Source organism: Bdellovibrio svalbardensis, from assembly GCF_029531655.1.
GTDB classification, from domain to species: domain Bacteria; phylum Bdellovibrionota; class Bdellovibrionia; order Bdellovibrionales; family Bdellovibrionaceae; genus Bdellovibrio; species Bdellovibrio svalbardensis.
Map to the genome: position 1 here is coordinate 476,110 of NZ_JANRMI010000001.1, position 19,861 is coordinate 495,970.

The window sequence follows — 19,861 nt, forward strand, 5'->3', positions numbered from 1 at the left end:
TCACTCCAAGGAGGATTTATGACCTCTCATCCAGCGCAGACTAAAGATGTCATGACGAGGAAAGTGGTCTCGATTCCCATTGGCAGAAGTATGGTGGATGCCGTGGAAGTCATGCAGGAATTGCGCGTACGCCACCTCCCGGTAGTTGATAATGTTGGCAAGATTGTCGGCGTCCTCACTGGGAAAGACTTTTCTCATATCAAAGAACTTTCCAAATATAATGTTGAAACATTTATGTCTGTACCCGTTGAATGGGTCAGTCAGGACATGCCTCTTCGTGAGGCCATCAAACGCATGATTGAAAAGAAAATCAGTTGTCTTCTAATTGGCGACGACAAGCCTGAAGTCGTTGGCATTGTGACGGCGGAAGACTTGATGTGGTTTCTGGCGAATCGTTTGGAGCAAGAAGAGAAGAAGCATTCACCGTTGACTCTATTTGATGTGCAAAGTTTGGATGAAATTGCGAACCAGATTTCCCTGACTGGACTCTAGACTTTTCTTTTGCTCTGGTGAATTAGCCATAGTTTACTGGAAGGGGAGGGGTCACCATGTTTAAAAATATTCTCGTATGTATGTCGTTGTTACTTGTAGCTTCCGTTTCTCAAGCCGCGCTGAGAGGTGAGTGGACAGGTTGGGGTGAGTGGACTTATCAAGGTCAGGGAACTCACTGCACGGTTATGAAACTCAAGTTCTCAGAGTCCGCTGAGAAACTAACCAGAGACAAAGGTTATTTTGATTGTGGCATCGTCGGTTTGGATCTTCCTGCCCAGGAGTTTATCAAGCAGGGTGATGCTTTGTTGGTCGACGGTGAAGTCGTTGGAAGTGTTCAAGGTGATCTTTATCAATGGAGAGAACAATACAGCGAATCAGTGGTCATCAAGAATTCGATTCAAGTTTCTGGTGGACATTTGGACTACAAAGAAATTTGGTATGATAGCAAGGGTGATGAACTTTACGTTATTACAGGACGCATGTTCCTAAAGGAATAGATTGATGGACAATCAAAATTCAACAGCTACGCAAAATTCAACTCATTCAGTCGTTATTGGCTATGTGTTGTGGATCTTTGGTTTCATGGGCTCACACAGATTTTATTATGGCAGACCTGTCTCTGGTACGATCTGGTTTTGCACCCTGGGTCTGTTGGGAGTTGGTTGGATCATTGATTTATTTTTGATCCCGGGAATGGATCGCTCTGCCGGTCGTCGTTTTAAGTCAGGCAAAATTGATTACAATCTTTGCTGGATTTTGCTGACCTTTCTGGGGTTGTTCGGCGTCCACAGATTTTATATGGGTAAATGGGTGACCGGAGTTATCTGGCTTTTGACGGGTGGACTTTTCACTCTGGGATACCTGTATGATTTTTGGACCTTGAACGACCAGATCTCTGAAATAAACGGCTAAGATTTTAAAGTGATGTGCTGATCAAGGGTTGCAGGTGGCTGCTAAAGGCCACCAGGAAAGGCACTGTGATCGGCAGCACCACGGGCCATGGTTTTGGATTGTGAAAAAAATGAAGCATTGTGATCACAAAAACAATGGGTGCGAAAATCAAAAGATTTAACAGCACCGCGAATTTGCATAACAAGAGTAATCCGCAAACAACTTCAATCATCTTTACTGTTGGCATAATGAAGCGAGTCTCGATGCAGGCTTCAGTAAATCTTGTCACACCATCACCTGAAGGTGGAATGGCCACCCAATGGAAAAATCCATTGAGTCCCCAAAAAGCCATTTGTAATCCGAAAGCCCAACGGCAAATAATCTCGATGTAGTCCAACATGACTTCCAGTTTACATCTAATTCGCATCCTAGGTCACTGATTCTTATCACTGGACTTCGCCCAGCTTTATAAGACTGGAGCACTCTTGATAGCTTGAGATCAGGTGGTTTTGATGGACAGTGAAATAGCGAGACCCGACAAGGAAACAGTGGGGCCTGAGCTTTATGAACAGCTTGGCAAGAAGTGGTATGAAGCGGGTGATGATCCGATAGCGTTGTTGCGCCATCAACATCAGCTGACCAATCCCTGGATGTTGGCGGAGATTCGCAAAAACATAGGTTATCGGGCAGAGATCTTGGATATCGGCTGCGGGCCTGGGTTCTTTGCGAACGAGGCGGTGAAACTAGGGCACAAGGTCACGGGGATTGATATTTCCACCACTCAACTTCGTGTGGCTCAACTACGGGATGCCACAAAATCGGTAAGATATATTTATGGTGATGCCTATGCCATTCCCTATCCTCGGGAATCCTTTGATGTCGTGATGGCGATGGACCTGTTGGAACATGTTTCTGATCCACAAAAAGTTTTGTTTGAAGCATCTCGGGTTTTGCGGCCGGGAGGACTTATGTTCTTCCACACGTTTAACAGGAATTTTCTGTCCTATTTACTTGTGGTCAAAGGTGTACAGTGGTTCGTAAAAAACACACCTGCTGATTTGCATGTTTACCAATTGTTCAGAAAGCCCGAAGAAGTTGAAGAGTGGATCGACAACGCTGGAATGGATTTGAAAGTGACTCGGGGCCTTGCTCCTGTTTTGTGGCAGGCCGGGTGGTGGCAGTTGTTGTGGAATAGAGTTGTTCCAGAAAGTTTTCAGTTTCGTTGGACCAAGAGTCGATTGGTTTCCTATATCGGCTACGCGAAAAAACTCAGAGAGCAGTAAACATTAAAGTATCGAAATAACAAACTTGAAATTTGTTGTTCCTTACTGTTGGTGCGTATAAATGCCAAATGAAATTCAATCAACTCATGAAGTACACAAGCCTGTTGTTGGTAGGTCTCCTGGCGGGGAACTCTTTCGCTTTTGTTCTCGGCATGGGTTCTGCGATGAAAAAACTTTCTGCTTCCTCTTACGTCGCCTTTCATGAGTCTATGCAAAGATCATTTCTTTCTTGGACGCCGATGTTGTGTGTTCTACTTATTTTTGCCTTGTTTTCACTCTTGGTGACGATGCGCAAGCGATGGAAAGAATTAGAATTCTACTTAGTGCTGTTAGCCCTCGTTTGTGTCCTGGATGAGCTCTTTATGACGTGGACAGGAAACTATCCTCTGAACAAAGTGGCGTCAGTAGGTTGGGGAGATATCAGAACACAGTGGCTGCACTTTATGTACTGGCGCTGTGCTCTGTTGATCGTAGGTTTTGGTCTTCTGTTGGCCTCAGTATTTACTAAGAGGTCTGTGTCTCCAATTTCCCGAGATGTCGCTGCTGCCTTTTAGGCAAGCTAGAGCGCTGCAAATCCCCCTCTGGGGATGACTTTCTTTTTACATCTTCATCACCCAGTCTTAAGAACTTAGGCAGATCAATTTTTCCGGTTGCGCGATAGTCGGTCAAAATCAGATCGCGAGCTTGTTCTGCCGGCCATTGCAAACCTTCCGTCAGATAAGCCATTGCCGATTCGAACAAACTCATTAATGAAATTCCAAAATATTGTGAATGGCGTGCCGACAGGTACTCTGAGAACGCAAAGAATTCCCAGAAGAACGATTTGTCGTCACGAGTTTGAGAGCGTTCTTTCAGGGTTGTAACCAGTGTCTTGAAGTTTCCGCTATTGGCATAAAGATCCCAGAACTTTGCAAAGCGATTCATCTTCTGCAAGGTTTCGAAATTCATTGTTTTAGTGCGTAAAATTTGGAATGGAGGTTGATCTGCGTAGACCATTTCCCATTCTTTATCATGACGGGCAATCGGTGCCCCTTTGAGGCGTTTCAAGATGCCCACTTGAATTTCATCAGGACCAACTTCGGAAAGAATATCAAATCCTCGCGCGAAGCTTGGTAGGTCTTCGCCAGGAAGGCCCACGATCAGGTCGGCATGCGTGTGCACGCCCGTTTCTGTGGACAGAAAGCGGAAGTTATCTTTTACCTTTTCGAAGTCATTACGGCGACTTACAAGCTTTGCTACTTCGGTGTTCCAAGTTTGAATCCCGATCTCAAACTGCAAAGAGCCCGCTGGGAATTGCTTAATCAGATCGCGAATTTCAGTCGGCAAACGATCTGGAACCATCTCAAAATGCAGGAAAAGTCCCAAGTGGATGCGGTCCAAGAAGAACTGCAGGATCTGAGTGCAAGTTGTCGGGCTTAGGTTGAAAGTGCGATCAATGAACTTGAATTGACGGGTGCCACGATCAAGCAGGGTCTGCATATCTGCCAAAAAGGTGGTGACATCGAAGTTACGCACCGATTTGTCCAACGAAGACAGGCAATATTCACAGCGATAAGGGCAGCCGCGTGAAACCTCAACGTAAATCACGCGATTCTTGATGTCTTCCTCGGTGTAATAAGCGTACGGAGAAGCGATAGTTTTGATATCTGGGAGCGGACCGGAGATGAATTTCTTCTCTGGAAGAACACCCAAATTTAAATATCCATGGCAGAACTCATAGAAAAGGAAATCTGCTTCCCCTTTGATGGTGAAATCCGCAGTTTGACAGATTTTCTGAGATTCAGACTCGTGGCTGACCTCGGATCCTCCCAAAACGACGATTGTTTCGGGGCTGACTTTTTTAAGAAGTGACACAACTTCCAAAGACTCGTCCGCATTCCAGATATAAACACCTAGACCAATAATCTTTGGCTTTTTGCTCAACAATGATTCGACGATGTCGCGCGGTGAACGTGCCGTGGTGTATTCCACAATTTGGGCGCGCTCTTGAAGTTCCTTGAGATTGGCATAGAGATAACGCAATCCAAACGAGGAGTGGGCATACGAAGAATTCAGGGTGACGAGTAGAATATCGGTATTCATGATTTTCGCATCCTAATGCATGTTGAAAAAATAAGCGAATTGTCTTTGCCAACATGCGGACAATTTAGCTAGCATTAAGCAGTAGCAATATTCATTTCAAAGGACTGAAATATGAAAACTGCCATGATGGCTCTTTTATTCGTCGCATCGTTAGCGCAAGCGCATGTTCCCAGTTTAGAAAGCTTTAATACCAAGCCAATTTTGGCAGATCTGAAGGATCTTCGGGCTTTGAACATCCCTGTGATGGCTAAAGATGAATTTGCGGAAGTGGGTTACGCTGTTGTGACGCCAAAGATGCAGCAAAGAATTCAAGAGTACGCTCATGCCAATGGCAAATGTGGTGGTTTTGAAGATCTCAGCCAAGAGGCGCAGAATTTGACCGGCGGTTTTGACGCCCTTCTTGGCAACTTGGCTTCTCTAAAACAAAAGAACGAATTGTATGACCGAGCTCCTTTTAGAGCTTTGGCGACACAGAAGAATGAAGCCCTGGCTTCAGCAATCACAGAAATCAACGTCGACAATATGAAGGCCACAGTTCAGTGGTTGTCTTCTTACCCGGATCGCAACAATCGTTCTGCTCAGCCAAATGTTCACGTTGAAGATATGAAGAAGAAACTAGAGGCGATGTTAGCAAGCTCAACTTTGCCTTATGAAGTTTCCTTGGTGTCACACACAAGCACAAAACAAAAATCAGTGCGTGTGCGTTTGACGGGATCTGAAAAGCCGAACGAGATCGTTGTTCTTGGCGGGCATCTTGATTCTATCAATATGGGCTGGGGAAGTGGTAATAAAGCGCCAGGTGCTGATGACAACGCCTCAGGTTCTGCAAATCTCTTGGAAGCCCTTCGCATTGTAAGCCAAAAAGTTCAACCAAAACGCACTGTGGATTTCTTCTGGTATGCAGGCGAGGAATCAGGTCTTTTGGGTTCGGCGGAAATTGCCAAACAATACAAAGCACAAAATGCGGATGTGGTGGCTGTGCTCCAATTGGATATGACTTTGTTCCCAGGTTCTGGCGAATTGGTTATTGGCAGCATGACGGATTTCACAAGCGCATGGCTTCGTGATTATTTGAAAGCGGCAAATGAGACTTACATCGGTGCGCGCATTGTAGAAGATAAATGCGGATACGGTTGCAGCGACCATGCTTCTTGGCATCGTCAAGGTTACCCGGCGATCATGCCATTTGAAGCGAGAATGAACGACTCAAATCCTAACATCCATTCAGCGCGTGACTTGGTGTCGAAGGATTCTAACTTCAATCACTCTGTGGCTTACACTAAAATTGCTCTGGTGTTTGCGATGGATTTGGCGAACAGCACGGCTCGCCAACCTTATTAGAATAATTTCCCCATGGCCTGTACGGCCTTTCTGACATCTTCGATCGCCTCGTCATAGTTAGATTCTTTGCGGGCGATCAGATACAGCATATGTTCCCAGTATCCCTTCTTGGGGCCGATCGCAGAGACCTGCCCCAACTTTATTTCCTCCAGCAAATACGGTACGGGTAAAAATCCAAAACCTGCACCATCGACAATCGCACGGCCTACGACTGACATAATATCTGATTCAAAGACGATCCTTTTGCGCATCTTGATTTCTTGCATGTAAACATCAGTTTCCTGACGAAGCTTCATTCGAATCGAAGGGATCACCAACCCCCAGGGAGCCGCAGATATAAAATCAGAGGCAGACGTATTCTTGGAAAGTCGCATTTTAAAACTTTGCAGACTTTGTGATGAGACCATGAGTTTCACTGGCATAGCGACAGCGGCAAGTTCCTGCAGGTCTTCAGAGTAGATGGCTCGATTTGTAAGAAGGAGATCAATTTCCTGACTGCGCAAAGCTTTCTTTAGATTTTCATCTGAAGATGAACTGACTGAGAAGATTCGTTCAGGCCCTTTTTTCTTTTGCAAGACAAGTGGGCTTAACAGATCGGCGACGAAAGGACGCTCGACTTGATCGCTGACTCCGATGCGAATGCGTTGACTGAGTTGTTCAGTGGGTGATTTCAAAGACTCTGCAAAGTCGGCAGCTATGTCGAACATCTTGCGTGCGTAGGCAAAAGCTTTTTCTCCATCACCAGTCAGTTGAAGTTTTCGTCCTTCCTTCTTGAAAAGTTTTTTTCCAAGTGATGATTCCAAAACCTTAAGCTGTGAACTGAGTGAAGGTTGACTAATGTGAAGATAAGAAGCGGCATTGCTAACGCCACCTAGCTTTGCCGTTACGTAAAAGTAATATAAGTGGTTGTAGTTGAACATAAAAACTAGACCCCCTAATAACAGGCATTTTTCGGCTCCTATTTGGAACCAGTCCTTTGCTGCGCTCAGGTAAGTGCATAAGAGCATTAGCTTATCTCTAACAGGACCCTTTTAATATATAACTTTAACCTAAGTATGTCATTTAAATTATATATTTTAGAAAAGTGTCCTCAGCGGCGATAATGAAAGCACAAGGAGGTAGATATGCAAACAGACATCTACTACAGAGACGTCACACGTACCGAAAACTTGGAAAATTTCTTAATGGAAAGACTTGAAGCCGCTTGCGGTGATTTTTTTAAATACGATAGTGACGCTCATCTCACAGTCAGGGTTGAAACGGAAAGACATAGAACTCATAACCGTAAACCCAGCTACACCTGTGAGGTCATTTTGAAACCCACAAAATCTCGTGGAGTTATCAAAATTAGAAAGTCAGATACAAGTTTCAAGCGCGCTGTCGCGTTGACCGTCGCTTCTTTAAAAACAGTTCTTCGTCGCAGATCTTCTCGAAAAGGTCAGCATCACAGAACAGATCCGATGCTGAGTTTGATTCCTGAATGGCGTGAGGAAGAACAAATATACAGTGTAGTGCCAGCATGAATAACTAATTAACTAACTAAGTCGAGGAACAGGAGCAGCCAATGACGAATACTCTACTTCTAAAAAACCAAATCGACAGCGAACTTGCTCGCAAGATTCGTGATCGCCTGAAATGGGACAAGAGAGTAAGTCCGGCTGATATTGATATCGTCGTAAGTGGCAGTTCCGTCATAGTCTCTGGCTATGTCGATACTGCTTACAAGAAAAATGCCGCGATTGAGGTGGTCTCTGATACGGAAGGCGTATGGTCCATCGAGGATCGAATTGTGGTCCCCGCAGATTATTTCCGAAGCGACGAAGAAATCAAAAACATCCTTGAGAAGCAAGTGGCAGAGATGATCAAGATCGGAGGAGAACACATTGAAGTCGACGTCGTCGATTCAGTAGTGACCTTACGAGGTGAAGTCTTCCGCCCTCGCCTCAAAGCGATGGCTGTGGCCTCGGCGTGGGAACTCTCGGGAGTGAGGGACGTTCTTAATCTCATCGCGATTAAGGAGCCGCCTCACCGAGTTCCTCTTTTTGTAAACAATGATTTCGAGGCGTTCTTTCTTCTTGAAAAGAAAGACACAGGTCACCCCGGTGATACCCTCGAAGATAGCAATCCCTTCTAAGGAGGTTTCTTGATGGCAGACCATTCCCTAAAATAGTGCGGTCTTTTCCAACTTATCTCTCCATAAGTAGAAGGGCGCTCCTAGAGAGTGCCCTTTTTTATTCTGGGCGGGCGCATTCACCCTTGTCCTGGCATTCCATCAATTGAGCTCTGAGAGCCATCAGATCATCCAATGAATAATTCAACTCCACATCGAAACCCGCAGATTTTGTGCCTTCCTGTCCAATGGAAATAAACTGCTGGATCCCTTTGAAATTCCGTTCGCTGACGGTGCAGGGTTTTCCAAGGCAGGCCATGAGCAAACTGGTTTTGCTGCGAATCGCAGAGAGGAATCTGGTACGTTGTTCGCGGGCTTTGGAAATTCCAGCATGTGGATCTTGGTAACACTTCACCTCACCAACCAAAATCGCCTTTTTGCTGTCATTTTGGAAAACGATCACGTCGAGTTCGCCGATCACGCGTTTTTTAGTTCCGTACTGAATTCCAGTAATTACGGTGTATTGTGGGGCTGGATAGATCTGTTGCATGTCCAATTTAGCCACTTGTTCGCAGACCGTGCCTACGACGGAATATTTCTCACCAGAATCACGCAAAGCTTCAAAGAGGGGTTGGATGTCCTTGGCCTGAGCCGCTGAAGCAGTCAATAATAGCAGGAAGAAATATTTCATCGGGATGCCCTTTCGAGATTGGCCAGAAAACTGAAGTATGGGCTAACATAGGGGCCTCAGGGCGACAAACCTTTAGTGTTTAGGATGAGTGAACATGGCGGACTCTATAAAAAATTTACTGGTGTTGAACGGAAGCCCTTCGGGTGATCAAGGGAACTGTGCGACCTTAATTAAGTACCTGCAAAAGCTCGTCGGTAAAAAGGCCCATGTCGAAGTCGTTCATCTTGCAAAGAGCACTTATGGAGCCAGCTTTAAAAAGAAGATTGAGAAATCCTCGGGTGTGATCTTTGTCAGCGGAACTTACTGGGATTCCTGGGGAAGTCCGATGCAAAAGTTGTTGGAACAAATGACAGAGCTGGAGGCAACGCCTGCGATTATGGGTAAACCGTGCGCAGTCTTTATTCTGATGCACTCTGTGGGTGGTAAATCTGTGTTGTCACGATTGCAGGGGGTTCTTTCGACCATGGGCTTTCTGATTCCACCAATGAGCGGGATGGTTTATTCCCTGGTCAGCGATATCGCTTTAAAAAGCAAAAGTACGCATGCGAATGACTTTTGGCAGAAGGAAGACGCTGAGCTGATTCTTGAGAATTTGCAAAAAGCCTGTGAGTTGAATGTCGCTTGGACGACCTGGCCGGTGGATAAAAAAGATCCACGCAGAAAGTGGCTGAGATAGATGATGGACGAAAAAAAAGGGAGCAGTGTTGCTCCCTTTTTCATTTGGATCGAGGTTTGACCTAAACCATTGCTTTCGTCAAATCGCGAACTTTTTTAGAGGCAAAGTTTTCTGAAACGAAGTTCCAGTTAACTTGTGACCACATAGTTTCAAGATATTTTAGACGAAGATTTCTGTAATCGATGTAGTAAGCATGTTCCCAAACGTCAGCCACCAACAATGGAGTTGGACCGTTGTTCGTGAATGGAACAGCTGCATTGGAAGTTGAAACCAAGCTCAATTTGCCAGAAGCATCTGTGCAAAGCCAGATCCAGCCAGATCCGAAAGTTTTCACGCCGCCATCAACGAATTTCGCTTTCAATTCATCAAGTGAACCGAAGTCGCGAGTGATCGCCGCCATCAAGTCTGAAGAAGGTTGGCCACCTTTTCCTGCTGGGCTCATACCGAACCAGAAGAAAGTGTGATTCCAAGCTTGAGCTGCATTGTTGAAAACGCCGCCAGATGAAGACAAAGTGATTTCTTCAAGAGATTTACCCTTCAAAGAAGCATCTGTTTCCATGAACTTGTTAAGATTGTCGATGTACGCTTTGTGATGTTTGTCGTAGTGATAAGTCATTTGTTCTTCGTTGAACAAAGGAGCCAAATCAGTTTTTGCGTAAGGTAGTTGTGGAAGTTTAAACATTAAAAGCCTCCTGTTTATGTATAGCTTCCAAATGAAACTATAATGAAAACAGGAGGCGGTCTATTAATTAAGCGTTATCGCCAAGCATCGTCTTAACGAAGGTCGGCAATGCAAAGGCTGCAGTGTGCAGATCTTCATTGTAGTACTTAAGACCTTTGGCTTGAGAGAATTGGCGCGCTTTGTCTTTGTTAAAGTCTTTTGCCGGGTGGCTAGAGCCTTTCACGCCAACTTGCAAACTCCACATACCTGAAGGGTAAGTCGTCGCATGGAAAAGCATTGTGTGAACGCTCTGCTTGCCGAAGATACCTTTTAAGCAATGGTTTAGTTCAACGAAAGTGCCTTCGTGGAACATTGGAGATTCGCCCTGAGTGACAACCAGGCCGCCGTCTTTCAGTGCGTTTTTGCAGTTTGTGTAGAACTCAGCAGTGAAAAGACCTTGAGCAGGTCCAACTGGGTCAGAACCATCCACGATAATGACATCGTAAGTGCCTGGTTTTGCATCCTTAACAAACTGAATGCCGTCACCGATAACAAGATTCAATTTCGGATTGCCGAACTCAGATGCAATAGTTGGAAGATGTTCTTTTGAAGCACGAATAACCGCTTCATCAATTTCAACCATCGTCACTTTTTCAACGTCATATTTGAAAAGTTCACGAATCGTTCCGCCGTCGCCGCCGCCGATTACCAGAATATTTTTCGCGTTGCCGTGAGTTTGCATCACAGGATGAGTGATCATTTCATGGTAGTGGTATTCGTCGCGCTCAGTGCACATAACCATGTTGTTGATCGCCAAGAATTTTCCATGAGAGTAAGAATCTAAAACACGAACACGTTGGAACGGATTTGTTTCGTCGAACAAAACTTCGCCCGTGTAACGCAAAGACAAGGCTTGGTTTTCATCTTTGTCAGTGAACCAAACGTTGCGCTCGATTTGCACACCTTTAGACAAATCGAAAGATGGTTTTTCGCGCATGATTTTAGGTTGGAAATCAGATTTTTGAATGACGTGCAAAGAGCCACGGTTCAATTCCAAAGCAGAGTAATTTGCTTGGAAAGCCTTTTTCAAATGTTCGAAAGAAACCCAAGGGTCTACTGAATCGCCACATGTGAAAAGATCGACAGCTGCATATCTGTATTCAGGCCAAGTATGGATCGCCAAATGGCTTTCTTGAATAACTACAACGCCGCTCACACCCCAAGGAGAGAAATGGTGGAATGTAGAGTTAATAACTGTCGCGCCAGCAATCTGTGCTGCTTCAATCATACTTCTTTCGATGATGGAAACATCGTTCAAAACTTCCGCGTTACAACCACTAAACTCAACCAAAATATGGCGACCTAAAGCTTTCAATTCCATGCCCTCCAAAGACAAAAAACTATTTAATCATGTATTTAAGAATGGGGGGGTTCTAGGACCTTTTGCCCCCCCTGACAAGGAATATTTTGTCCTCAAATAAATTCTTTAAAAAATCGTCTTATCAATGACTTAGTCCTGTGGAGGATTCCCACTCGTGAGCCTCAGGAAGATCACCCAAAAGCAGGCGTTCCTCGAGAGGAATCTTAATAAACTGTTCCTGAGGAGTTCCCAAACCCTTTAGGACATGTGTGGCGCGCTGAATTTCCGAACCCTTCTTGTTGAGCAGGGTCGCGGAGATCTCGAGCTCAGTTCCAACAGGGAAGTGATGGCGCAATAAAGGCAAAGTAAGGCTTCTCAAAGGAATCACTTTTCCGTTTATTTTTAGAATAAGTTTCATTAGCTCCTCGCGGTAATCAGAGCCTGATGCGATGATTTCGATTTTTTCTCCTCTTTTAAGAATTTGCAGGCGGACGTCTAAAGGGCGGGGCGGCTCATATCTGAGCTGTTTAGGGCGGGGCATGGCCTCAAAGTCTCCAGCTCTGTAAGCGGCTAAGGTCTCCTCATTCAAGGACGAAACCCACGTTGCATACTGTTTGTAGTTGATACATTTTACTTCGGGCAAGCCGCAGACTGCTTTGGTGAAATCTTGAAGGGCGTCCCAATAGGCCCCGCCGTTGTAGAGGGCGAAATGGTGGCCAATGTAGACGGGAGCTCTGTTGCCGTAGTAGTTGGCGTTAAAATAGTTGAGATAAGAATCGACCATTTGTTTGCGATGAGCTTCGCGATTTAGCAGATCTTCTTGAGCTTTTGACTGGGCGACATAGAAGTTATAGTCCATGCTCAAAATCTTTTTGCCAGTTCCCGCGACGGATATTACCGGGACTGAGAATTTCCAGAGGCCGTTTGCATCTTTCCTGGGCCAGTTCGTCGCCTCTCCAGTTGTTGAAGCATCGTAAGTGTATCCATAGGCTTTTAGGGCTGGGAAGAGATCCGGGGTTACTCCCAAGTAGGGGGCCCTGAAGCCTACGATCTCTTTCGCATCAAAGGCGTAGCCGTGTAAATATTTGTTATCAGGATTTGGCTGAGCCTTGTTGTTGAAGAATGCTCCAAATAGAAGATCGTTAAATTGTTTCAATTCCGCAGACCAGTCGCTTAGATTCCATTTGTCCGCTTCCGCATCAAAATGTCCATTGGCATGAGAGGCAATCTCTTGTCCCTCTTGGATGGAGTTGTTCATTTGATCCACGCGGTTTGAAATAGCCTGAACGTTATCCTCGCCAAAACCAATCATTGAATATCCGCTGGAATGCTTCGGGGGTGCATAGGTATGCTTGTTGTCGTCTGAAAGGAGGTAAACTCCGCTCACGAAGTAGGTAAGGCTTAAAGGCTTCTTAGTCATTCTCATGGAGTTGGAGAAGTCGCGAATTTTTTGCCACTGCTCGAGGTTTAAACCACCGTCGAAGCCAACCATTACATACTGGGCCGGTCGAGCGACAGGTGTTTTTGCTGGGGCGAGTGTCATCCCTGTTGAGGCAGATAGAGTAAAAATGAGATTTAGAAAAAATCCAAAACGTGTGCGATTCACGATTCACCTCTGAAATCTGCACCCTGCAATTTTCGGCAGGGCGAGCTAAATTTCTTAGAGTGAAGCAGTGTCTGCGGTGATGTTCACCTTACTTGTTTTTAATCTCGAAGCAGACATGAATTTTTTTGTCGTGAAAGTCTTGAGGAATGCTTTCCTCGGTGATGTCTTTCACCTTGTATTTCGATAGAATATTCGCACTAATTTTGAATTTGCGCTTGTTGTTAGAGAAATACAAAACTCCATCAGGTTGCAGCATGCTCATGCAGCTCTCTACGAGGAAATCCTGATCTCTCTCCACGTCGAAGCTTTCGCTCATTTTTTTAGAATTTGAGAAAGTTGGAGGATCTAAGAAAATCATATCAAAGGCTGGAGCGCCCTGGTTGCGGCGCAGCCATTCAATGACGTTCTCGTTGATAAAGCTGTGCATGCTCGTATCAATTTGATTGAGCTCGAAGTTATCCTGAGCCCAACGGAGGTAAGTTTGTGACATGTCAATGCTGGTTGTGCGCGCGCCGCCCAAGGCGGCGAAAACGCTGACGGATCCTGTATAGCAGAACAAGTTCAAAAACTTTTTATCCTTGGCGGTTTTGAAGACTTTCTGGCGCATCGGACGGTGATCCAGGAACAAACCGGTATCCAGATAGTCATAAAGATTTACCTTGAGAAAAGCCTGAGACTCTCGAATGGTCATCGTTTCGTTTTTGGCCGTGAGTTTTTCGTATTGATTCAAACCCTCTTGGCGCTCACGTTTTTTGATCACAATTTTTTCATCAGAGCATTTGAATATGTGCTTAACCGCCTCAATGACATGAGGAAGATGCTGTTTGTCCATATCGACGTAGTAGTCGGTTTTGTCATAGATGACGTAGTGATCTTTATAGACATCCACAATGAATGGATACTCCGGGATATCTCGGTCGTACAGACGATAGGCCTCGATTTTAAGGCGTTCAGCCCACGGTTTTAACTTTTTGAGATTCTTTTCAAGGCGATTTTTAATCATGTCCATAGAGGGGTTTTAGACAAAAAGGCCCCGATATGGTACTAAATCTTGGATGTTAGAGGAAAAAAGAGCAGAGCATATAGCATTTTTACTCGCCGAGCCTGGCAGCGAGACAGCCTTTGTCGAACATAAAGGGGTGGTTTACTTTGCCCGTTTTCCTAAAGAGGCAGTGGCGCCTTCTTCGGCAGTGGTCAAACTTCTGCAAGGTTTGTTTGATCTGCATATCGATCATAGTTTTTTCATTTTGCGGCAGAGAATCTACACCACAGCACTACTGAGCGAAATGTGCCGAGGCATGATCAAAGTGGTGGCCAAAAGAGCCAGCGAAAGTATTTTGCCAATCAACCATTCCCTGGAGTTGGGGTTTGCCTTTCAAGAGATTGGTGATTCCCAGGATGTCCTGGCAAAGGTAACTCACCTCAATGAGGAAAACAGGGCTGATCTTAAAGACGTTCGGACCTGGCTTCTAGCTCAGCAACCACAAAATGATTTTCAATATTTACAAGCGGCGCAGGGCCTTTCGAGTCGGGTTCCGCGTGGTGAAATCCTGCATGACTATGATCGAAATATTGCGGCGATCTTGGTGGACTGTGATGGAGAAATTCTTAGCTTTGGATTGAACTCAAATTCGAAGAACAAGACATTACATGCGGAAGTAAACTTGTTGCAGCGGCTTTACAAAAACGGCGGGCATCGCATTCCTGAGGGCGCGGTGCTCTATAGCACTCACAAGCCTTGTAAGATGTGTGCGGGGATGATTCATGACTGGAGCGAGAACCCGCAAGCCTTGCAGGTCTTTTACGCCATAGAAGAAACAGGGGCGCTGTCCAGACAGACCGTGCTGGATCGCTTGGCCTTGAATAGACGCCTAGAGAGTTGATTCTGCGGGTGGCAAATACGAATTGATGGCCTTAAGCAGGGTGTCCTTGCGAATCGGTTTTGAAAGGTGCATATCACATCCGGCGTCCATGCTCTTGGCGACATCCTCCGTGAAGGCATTGGCCGTGCAGGCCAGAATTTTCGCGGGTTGACGGTTTTGCGCCTTTTCCAACTCGCGAATCAAGCGAGTCGCCTCGTATCCGTCCATCCCTGGCATTTGCACATCCATAAAAATAATGTCGAAGGAAGTTTGTTCCACCAAACGAAGGGCGTCGATGCCACTTTCGGCATAATGCACGTCATGCTGAGAGCTTTGCAGATAAATGCCAAAAAGATTACGATTGTCGTCGACATCGTCGACCACCAGAATCTTCATATTGCTGTCAATGAAGCGATGATTGATATCGGTCAGTTGGAAGCGACCCTGCATGGGATTGTGGATTGAAGTCGTGCGCTCCGTTGTCTCTGGCATTGTTGCTGTGAAAGAAAAGACACTGCCCGTGCCGATTTCACTTTCAAGCCAGATTTGTCCATTCATCATCTCAACCATTTTTTGTGAAATAGAAAGTCCTAAGCCTGTTCCGCCGTAACGACGTGTTGTGGCTGTGTCAGCTTGGGTAAAGGCCCGGAAGATATCTTTGTACATATGCCGGGGAATTCCGATGCCTGAATCGGAGATTCTGAAAAGCAGATTGCCAGGTCGTGTGGTGGTGTTTTTGCCAATCTTAAGAGTGATGGATCCCTGATGAGTAAATTTGATGGAGTTGCTCAAAAGATTGATCAGAATTTGGCGAAGACGATCACAGTCGCCGATAAAGTAGGAATCAAGCTCCGGATCCACCGCGACATGCAATTGCAGGCCTTTTTCCTTGGCTCGAAAACCCAGAACAGAGACCACATCATCAATCACCTTCTGCAGATCAAAAGGGGCCAGATTCAAATGAATCTCTCCGGATTCAACCTTCGTCAAATCAAGGATGTCATTGATGATAGTCATAAGCTGGTGGTTCGCTCTTTGTAAGATCTCAACAAAAGAGGATTGGCGCTCATCCAGTGAGGTTTCGGCAAGAGTGTCTGTGATTCCGATAATGGAATTCAGCGGAGTGCGAATTTCATGGCTCATGTTGGCCAAGAAGGAAGACTTGGCGTAAGTGGCAGCGCTTGCTTTGCTGGCGGCAAACTGCAGCTCGCGATTTTTTCTTTCGAGATTTTCAGCTAGTTGTTTTTTCTCGGTGATATCAATGACGATCATTAAAATTTTAATGATGTTATTGTTCTCGTCCTTTACAGGACTGTAAGATCCATGCACCCAAATGTTTTCATTGCTCTTGGTCGTGCATCTGAATTCCCCTGTTTGTGGACGCCCAGTGGTTAGATCTGCCCAATCAAAATCGGACAGGAAAATCGAATGAGGAGATCCTGCAATTTCATCAAATTCATAGCCCATCAATTTCAAAAAGTTTTGATTGGCCCATAGAATATGTCCTTTGACAGAGAACTCTACGAGTGCGTGTGAATTTAACAATGCTTCAAAAACTGAATCATTCATGTTTTGTAGTGTAACTAAACAAATCTTGTTAAATAAAATTACAAACACGCTTGGGAATTAAGATTGTGTAATCTACAAACCCAAAATCCATCCTTCCTTCTTCAAAGAGGGGACCTTGGGAGTTCTAAAGAGCCGCTTTCTCTTATGAAATAGCAATCCGCTGTAGGCCAGAATGATGGCGTCGCAAAAGTTCAGATTGTGCGGAGACCTGAGGACAGATGGGTGCAGTTTCACGAACTTTTGTGCGGCTAAGAAATTTTTCAGCGATTCAGTGTCGCGAGAATTTGATTTTATTATCTTTTTCCAAAGCAAATCCGGATGAGCTTCGAAGATCCAAGGACCATGGAGATGGAGGCGCTGATGATGGAGATCGTCCATGGGCCAAAGGGAAAACCACTTTTCTTTGGAGGATCCCAGCTCTGTCCAAGAGCGAAAGGTTCCTGTGCTTATGTTTTTTGGAGCAGAAGGCGTTTGAAAAATGGAACTCGCAGAGGCGATCCTTTCACACTCGCGCCGAGGGTGAGGATCCGAAGTCTTTTCCAGAAATTGTGCGAAGAAGGCATGGGCCGTCTTGGGTCCCAACTTTCTTCCATCATCGCTGAAGCGATGCGCTCTTTGCATTAACTCAAAGATATTTTTGTTTTTTGGAAAAACCCCCTTGGGAAGTCCCAGAACGCTGTCTAAAAGGATGATTGTTGAAGAAAGTTTGTGTTGTGGATTTAAGTCTTTGATCAAGGATTCGATATTTCTTTTATTAAGGCCCGAGATTGATAAATCACTTTCCAGTATCCAATGGGAGCCCGATTTGTAGATAGCAGCTGTCGGCAGAGGGCGAGAGTGTCCCTTTTCCGCAGCGGCCTCTGCTTGGTCAATTCCCAGGAAAATCTCAAATGACATGGCATTCTCGATTCTTTAAAAGTATGGTTAGTAATAAGATAGAAGCCAGCTTCGAGAGGGAGAAATAAATGATCACATATCCGTTAAAATTCAGTGTGAAGGCCTCTGGGACCGCTGGAATCAATGCCAATTGGCAAACCTCCAGTCATTCCATGGATCAAGTTTTGCCTGCAGCCGTGCCACCTGAGTTCGCCGGTCCGGGACATGGCTTTTCTCCTGAAGATTTCTATTCTTTGGCGATGGCCAACTGCTATATCGCGACCTTTAAAGTCTTCGCTGAAAGATCGCACCTGGATTATAAAGAGATTCAAGCTGATCTCACCTTGGAAGTGGATCGTGATGAAAAGGGATTTCCCTGGATGGCGAGGGCAGAAATGCAGGTCCGCCTTTATGGCCCTTCTTCAAAAGAAAAAGCTCAGGCTTTGCTTGATAAGACTTTGAAAGGCTGTTTGGTGATGAATTCCATCAAGACTGAAAAAAATGTGACCTTTGAGATCATCGACTGAGTTTGGTGGCTGCTAAATAGTCTGCGCAAAGAAATCGACGAGCTTGCCTTGATCTGAAGAGTAACTGATTTGAATAGGCTTGCAGCAGACTTCACAGTCTTCGACATAGAATTGCCGACCAGGTTCGGAGATATCCAGAAGCATTGAAATCTTCTGATGGCAGTACGGGCAATTGAAATACTTTTCAACTTCTGCGTTTTCAAAGCTTTCGAATTCTATTTTTTCATCCATAAAAAAAGCCCTCTTACACAAAGTATAAGAGGGCTCTTAATTTGATATAATTTGAAACTGTTGCTTATGCTATTTTGCAGTCGGAGTTTCGAACATAGAAGTCGCAAAGTAAGACTTACGGAAAGTTTTCCAGTTATTAGGTCTTACAGAAGCCACGCGCCAGAAGTAGTGTTTACCAGCTTCAAGCTTAGTCACTTCGAAAGAAGTTTCTTTGTGGAATTGATCTTCAGCAACCAACCATTTGAAGTTCGCATCAGTAGCCACTTGAACATGGTACTCTTGCGCGCCTTCAGCAGCTTTCCACTCAAGCTTTACAGCGTCACCTTTAACTGCAGTGAAGTAAGCAGGGCTTGAAAGCTCAGGTTTTGCCGGAACTTTTTGATCTTCAAGATTGGCTTGTTTTGGCGGGAACAAAGAATTCATTTTTTCAGCCAACTGCTCGTGACCGCCGTGGCCTTCACCGTGAGCTTCTTCAGCTGCGAGTGATTTGCTTGTTAGAGCGAAAGTAAGAGCAATAGCGAATACAGATACCAAGATCTTCATAGATAAGTCCTTTTTAAGTCAGTGCTACCAAAGTAAAATAAAACATCTTCGAAGAAAACCCTTTGCGTAATATGCTGGAGGGTGTTAGAAATTGCGTCGGTTATGTGGATGATCGCTCTGATAATATTGTAAACTATTGATATCAGGGAGGAAAGTCCGGACTCCAAATGGCAGCGCAAAGGGTAACGCCCTTCTACAGCAATGTAAGGAACAGTGGAACAGAGAGAATGTCCGGGGCTATGAGCCTGACACCGGGAACGGGAGGGTCAGGGGAGCCGCCGGAGTGAAAACAGCCAAACTCTGCGCGGAGCAAGATCAAATAGGGAGGCACTAGTAGGACGGCCAGTCCGTAGTCTCCGGGTAAGATCGCTCGAGGGTGTCAGTAATGCCACTCCCAGACGAATGATCATCCATTATTATCGGGAAACTCATGGGACCTGGTGATTTGGACAGAATCCGGCTTATAGCATGACCGATTTCCCACCTTCTTAAGTCTTCCCCCCTCGGGGGAGCCAACTCCGACGCCGTCGGAGGGTAGATTCGATAGGCTCGATAAGATCTTTATCAATGCCAACCAAAGCCGCCGCTACTCCAACAGAGTTAGACTGTAAGTTAGATCTTTTTTGATAAATCACATATATGGGCACAGGAAGTGTCCTTTTTTTTCCTTTTAAATCGTACTGATCATCGCCAGGCTTTAGGCGCTCATTTTCACCCTCGTTGAGAAAGGGCCAAATATCCGGGGCGAATGATTCAAAAAACAAAAGCGGCTCACCGGACAAGGTTTTTCCAACACCTTCAATTAACATGCGGCTGTTTCTGCGATTTTCGTTGGCATTGTAAGTGGCAGAAACAATCTCACCTTTTACAAACTCGAAGTCGTCTGGATTTCTTAGAAAATTGCGGAGCGGATCGAGATTGCGTTCTTTAAGAAAAAGACTTGCGGCAAAAAAGCATAAAGCCGCCATCACAATCATAATAATGCTGGAAAAATAGCCCTGCACAATTATTAAAAGAGAGGCGGCAATCAGCAAGCTAAGTAAGCCCGCGAAAGTAAAAC

At 45.2% G+C, this 19,861-nt stretch carries 24 protein-coding genes and 1 other RNA gene; 12 read left to right on the plus strand and 13 right to left on the minus strand.

Translation table 11 applies throughout. The features are described 5' to 3' along the window. Positions 1-18: 18 nt before the first annotated feature. From NWE73_RS02325 to NWE73_RS02335, 3 genes are read left to right on the plus strand one after another with little or no spacing between them, the layout of a single operon-like run. Positions 19-492, plus strand: a complete 474-nt coding sequence (locus NWE73_RS02325) for a CBS domain-containing protein (RefSeq protein ID WP_277576657.1) — start codon at positions 19-21, stop codon at positions 490-492. Positions 493-548: 56 nt separating this feature from the next. Continuing rightward, positions 549-989 (plus strand): hypothetical protein, encoded by a 441-nt coding sequence (locus NWE73_RS02330; RefSeq protein WP_277576658.1) that lies wholly within the window; start codon positions 549-551, stop codon positions 987-989. A 4-nt stretch (positions 990-993) separates the two neighbouring features. Then, positions 994-1,404, plus strand: coding sequence for an NINE protein (locus NWE73_RS02335; protein WP_277576659.1), 411 nt, complete (start codon positions 994-996; stop codon positions 1,402-1,404). 4 nt (positions 1,405-1,408) lie between these two features. Here the strand turns inward: NWE73_RS02335 and NWE73_RS02340 are convergent, their stop codons facing one another. Next, a complete protein-coding gene (locus NWE73_RS02340) occupies positions 1,409-1,783 on the minus strand; it encodes a hypothetical protein (protein WP_277576660.1) in 375 nt (124 codons plus the stop codon). A 112-nt stretch (positions 1,784-1,895) separates the two neighbouring features. On the opposite strand from NWE73_RS02340, the gene ubiG reads away from it, so the two are divergent. Further along, a complete protein-coding gene (gene ubiG, locus NWE73_RS02345) occupies positions 1,896-2,666 on the plus strand; it encodes a bifunctional 2-polyprenyl-6-hydroxyphenol methylase/3-demethylubiquinol 3-O-methyltransferase UbiG (RefSeq protein WP_277576661.1) in 771 nt (256 codons plus the stop codon). Positions 2,667-2,734: 68 nt separating this feature from the next. Next, positions 2,735-3,220, plus strand: a complete 486-nt coding sequence (locus tag NWE73_RS02350; protein WP_277576662.1) for a DUF1772 domain-containing protein — start codon at positions 2,735-2,737, stop codon at positions 3,218-3,220. Here the strand turns inward: NWE73_RS02350 and NWE73_RS02355 are convergent. Next, a complete protein-coding gene (locus NWE73_RS02355; RefSeq protein WP_277576663.1) occupies positions 3,171-4,748 on the minus strand; it encodes a B12-binding domain-containing radical SAM protein in 1,578 nt (525 codons plus the stop codon). The two genes, NWE73_RS02350 and NWE73_RS02355, sit on opposite strands and share 50 nt — an antisense overlap. 111 nt (positions 4,749-4,859) lie before the next feature. Here NWE73_RS02355 and NWE73_RS02360 point away from each other — a divergent pair, with 111 nt between their 5' ends. Then, positions 4,860-6,089, plus strand: a complete 1,230-nt coding sequence (locus tag NWE73_RS02360) for a M20/M25/M40 family metallo-hydrolase (protein ID WP_277576664.1) — start codon at positions 4,860-4,862, stop codon at positions 6,087-6,089. On the opposite strand, the gene NWE73_RS02365 is transcribed toward NWE73_RS02360, so the two are convergent. After that, entirely contained in the window at positions 6,086-7,009 is a 924-nt protein-coding gene (locus NWE73_RS02365; protein ID WP_277576665.1) for a LysR family transcriptional regulator, read from the minus strand. The two genes, NWE73_RS02360 and NWE73_RS02365, sit on opposite strands and share 4 nt — an antisense overlap. A gap of 204 nt (positions 7,010-7,213) precedes the next feature. On the opposite strand from NWE73_RS02365, the gene NWE73_RS02370 reads away from it, so the two are divergent. Together NWE73_RS02370 and NWE73_RS02375 are read left to right on the plus strand one after the other, a co-directional pair. After that, positions 7,214-7,612 (plus strand): HPF/RaiA family ribosome-associated protein, encoded by a 399-nt coding sequence (locus NWE73_RS02370; RefSeq protein ID WP_277576666.1) that lies wholly within the window; start codon positions 7,214-7,216, stop codon positions 7,610-7,612. A gap of 41 nt (positions 7,613-7,653) precedes the next feature. Then, complete coding sequence (locus tag NWE73_RS02375; RefSeq protein ID WP_277576667.1) at positions 7,654-8,223, plus strand: BON domain-containing protein; 570 nt, start codon at positions 7,654-7,656, stop codon at positions 8,221-8,223. Between the two features lie 97 nt (positions 8,224-8,320). Here the strand turns inward: NWE73_RS02375 and NWE73_RS02380 are convergent, their stop codons facing one another. Continuing rightward, on the minus strand, positions 8,321-8,890 hold the full coding sequence (locus NWE73_RS02380) for a hypothetical protein (RefSeq protein WP_277576668.1): 570 nt from the start codon (positions 8,888-8,890) through the stop codon (positions 8,321-8,323). A 94-nt stretch (positions 8,891-8,984) separates the two neighbouring features. On the opposite strand from NWE73_RS02380, the gene NWE73_RS02385 reads away from it, so the two are divergent. Continuing rightward, the gene (locus tag NWE73_RS02385) at positions 8,985-9,566 is read left to right on the plus strand and encodes a flavodoxin family protein (RefSeq protein WP_277576669.1); all 582 of its coding nucleotides are present in this window, start codon (positions 8,985-8,987) and stop codon (positions 9,564-9,566) included. A gap of 61 nt (positions 9,567-9,627) precedes the next feature. On the opposite strand, the gene NWE73_RS02390 is transcribed toward NWE73_RS02385, so the two are convergent. The 4 genes from NWE73_RS02390 to NWE73_RS02405 all read right to left on the minus strand — a co-directional run bounded on the left by NWE73_RS02390 (position 9,628) and on the right by NWE73_RS02405 (position 14,202). Further along, the gene (locus NWE73_RS02390; protein ID WP_277576670.1) at positions 9,628-10,248 is read right to left on the minus strand and encodes a superoxide dismutase; all 621 of its coding nucleotides are present in this window, start codon (positions 10,246-10,248) and stop codon (positions 9,628-9,630) included. 67 nt (positions 10,249-10,315) lie between these two features. After that, positions 10,316-11,602: a polyamine aminopropyltransferase gene (gene speE / locus NWE73_RS02395; protein WP_407652932.1), complete on the minus strand. Its 1,287-nt coding sequence runs from the start codon at positions 11,600-11,602 to the stop codon at positions 10,316-10,318. A gap of 127 nt (positions 11,603-11,729) precedes the next feature. Continuing rightward, positions 11,730-13,130 (minus strand): polysaccharide deacetylase family protein, encoded by a 1,401-nt coding sequence (locus tag NWE73_RS02400; RefSeq protein WP_277576672.1) that lies wholly within the window; start codon positions 13,128-13,130, stop codon positions 11,730-11,732. Positions 13,131-13,281: 151 nt separating this feature from the next. After that, complete coding sequence (locus NWE73_RS02405) at positions 13,282-14,202, minus strand: class I SAM-dependent methyltransferase (protein WP_277576673.1); 921 nt, start codon at positions 14,200-14,202, stop codon at positions 13,282-13,284. Between the two features lie 46 nt (positions 14,203-14,248). On the opposite strand from NWE73_RS02405, the gene NWE73_RS02410 reads away from it, so the two are divergent. Continuing rightward, positions 14,249-15,076 (plus strand): Bd3614 family nucleic acid deaminase, encoded by an 828-nt coding sequence (locus NWE73_RS02410; protein WP_277576674.1) that lies wholly within the window; start codon positions 14,249-14,251, stop codon positions 15,074-15,076. On the opposite strand, the gene NWE73_RS02415 is transcribed toward NWE73_RS02410, so the two are convergent. Together NWE73_RS02415 and NWE73_RS02420 are read right to left on the minus strand one after the other, a co-directional pair. Beyond that, a complete protein-coding gene (locus NWE73_RS02415) occupies positions 15,065-16,624 on the minus strand; it encodes a PAS domain-containing hybrid sensor histidine kinase/response regulator (RefSeq protein WP_277576675.1) in 1,560 nt (519 codons plus the stop codon). The two genes, NWE73_RS02410 and NWE73_RS02415, sit on opposite strands and share 12 nt — an antisense overlap. 72 nt (positions 16,625-16,696) lie before the next feature. Further along, the gene (locus NWE73_RS02420; RefSeq protein WP_277576676.1) at positions 16,697-17,521 is read right to left on the minus strand and encodes a hypothetical protein; all 825 of its coding nucleotides are present in this window, start codon (positions 17,519-17,521) and stop codon (positions 16,697-16,699) included. Positions 17,522-17,589: 68 nt separating this feature from the next. Between NWE73_RS02420 and NWE73_RS02425 the strand changes: the two genes are divergently transcribed. After that, on the plus strand, positions 17,590-18,027 hold the full coding sequence (locus NWE73_RS02425) for an OsmC family protein (protein WP_277576677.1): 438 nt from the start codon (positions 17,590-17,592) through the stop codon (positions 18,025-18,027). Between the two features lie 12 nt (positions 18,028-18,039). Here the strand turns inward: NWE73_RS02425 and NWE73_RS02430 are convergent, their stop codons facing one another. Both NWE73_RS02430 and NWE73_RS02435 read right to left on the minus strand, forming a co-directional pair. Then, complete coding sequence (locus tag NWE73_RS02430) at positions 18,040-18,258, minus strand: CPXCG motif-containing cysteine-rich protein (protein WP_277576678.1); 219 nt, start codon at positions 18,256-18,258, stop codon at positions 18,040-18,042. 69 nt (positions 18,259-18,327) lie between these two features. Beyond that, positions 18,328-18,801: a fibronectin type III domain-containing protein gene (locus tag NWE73_RS02435; RefSeq protein ID WP_277576679.1), complete on the minus strand. Its 474-nt coding sequence runs from the start codon at positions 18,799-18,801 to the stop codon at positions 18,328-18,330. A 96-nt stretch (positions 18,802-18,897) separates the two neighbouring features. On the opposite strand from NWE73_RS02435, the gene rnpB reads away from it, so the two are divergent. Next, positions 18,898-19,281, plus strand: an RNA gene (gene rnpB, locus NWE73_RS02440) — RNase P RNA component class A. 8 nt (positions 19,282-19,289) lie between these two features. Here the strand turns inward: rnpB and NWE73_RS02445 are convergent. Next, positions 19,290-19,835, minus strand: a complete 546-nt coding sequence (locus tag NWE73_RS02445; RefSeq protein ID WP_277576680.1) for a hypothetical protein — start codon at positions 19,833-19,835, stop codon at positions 19,290-19,292. Positions 19,836-19,861: the final 26 nt, after the last annotated feature.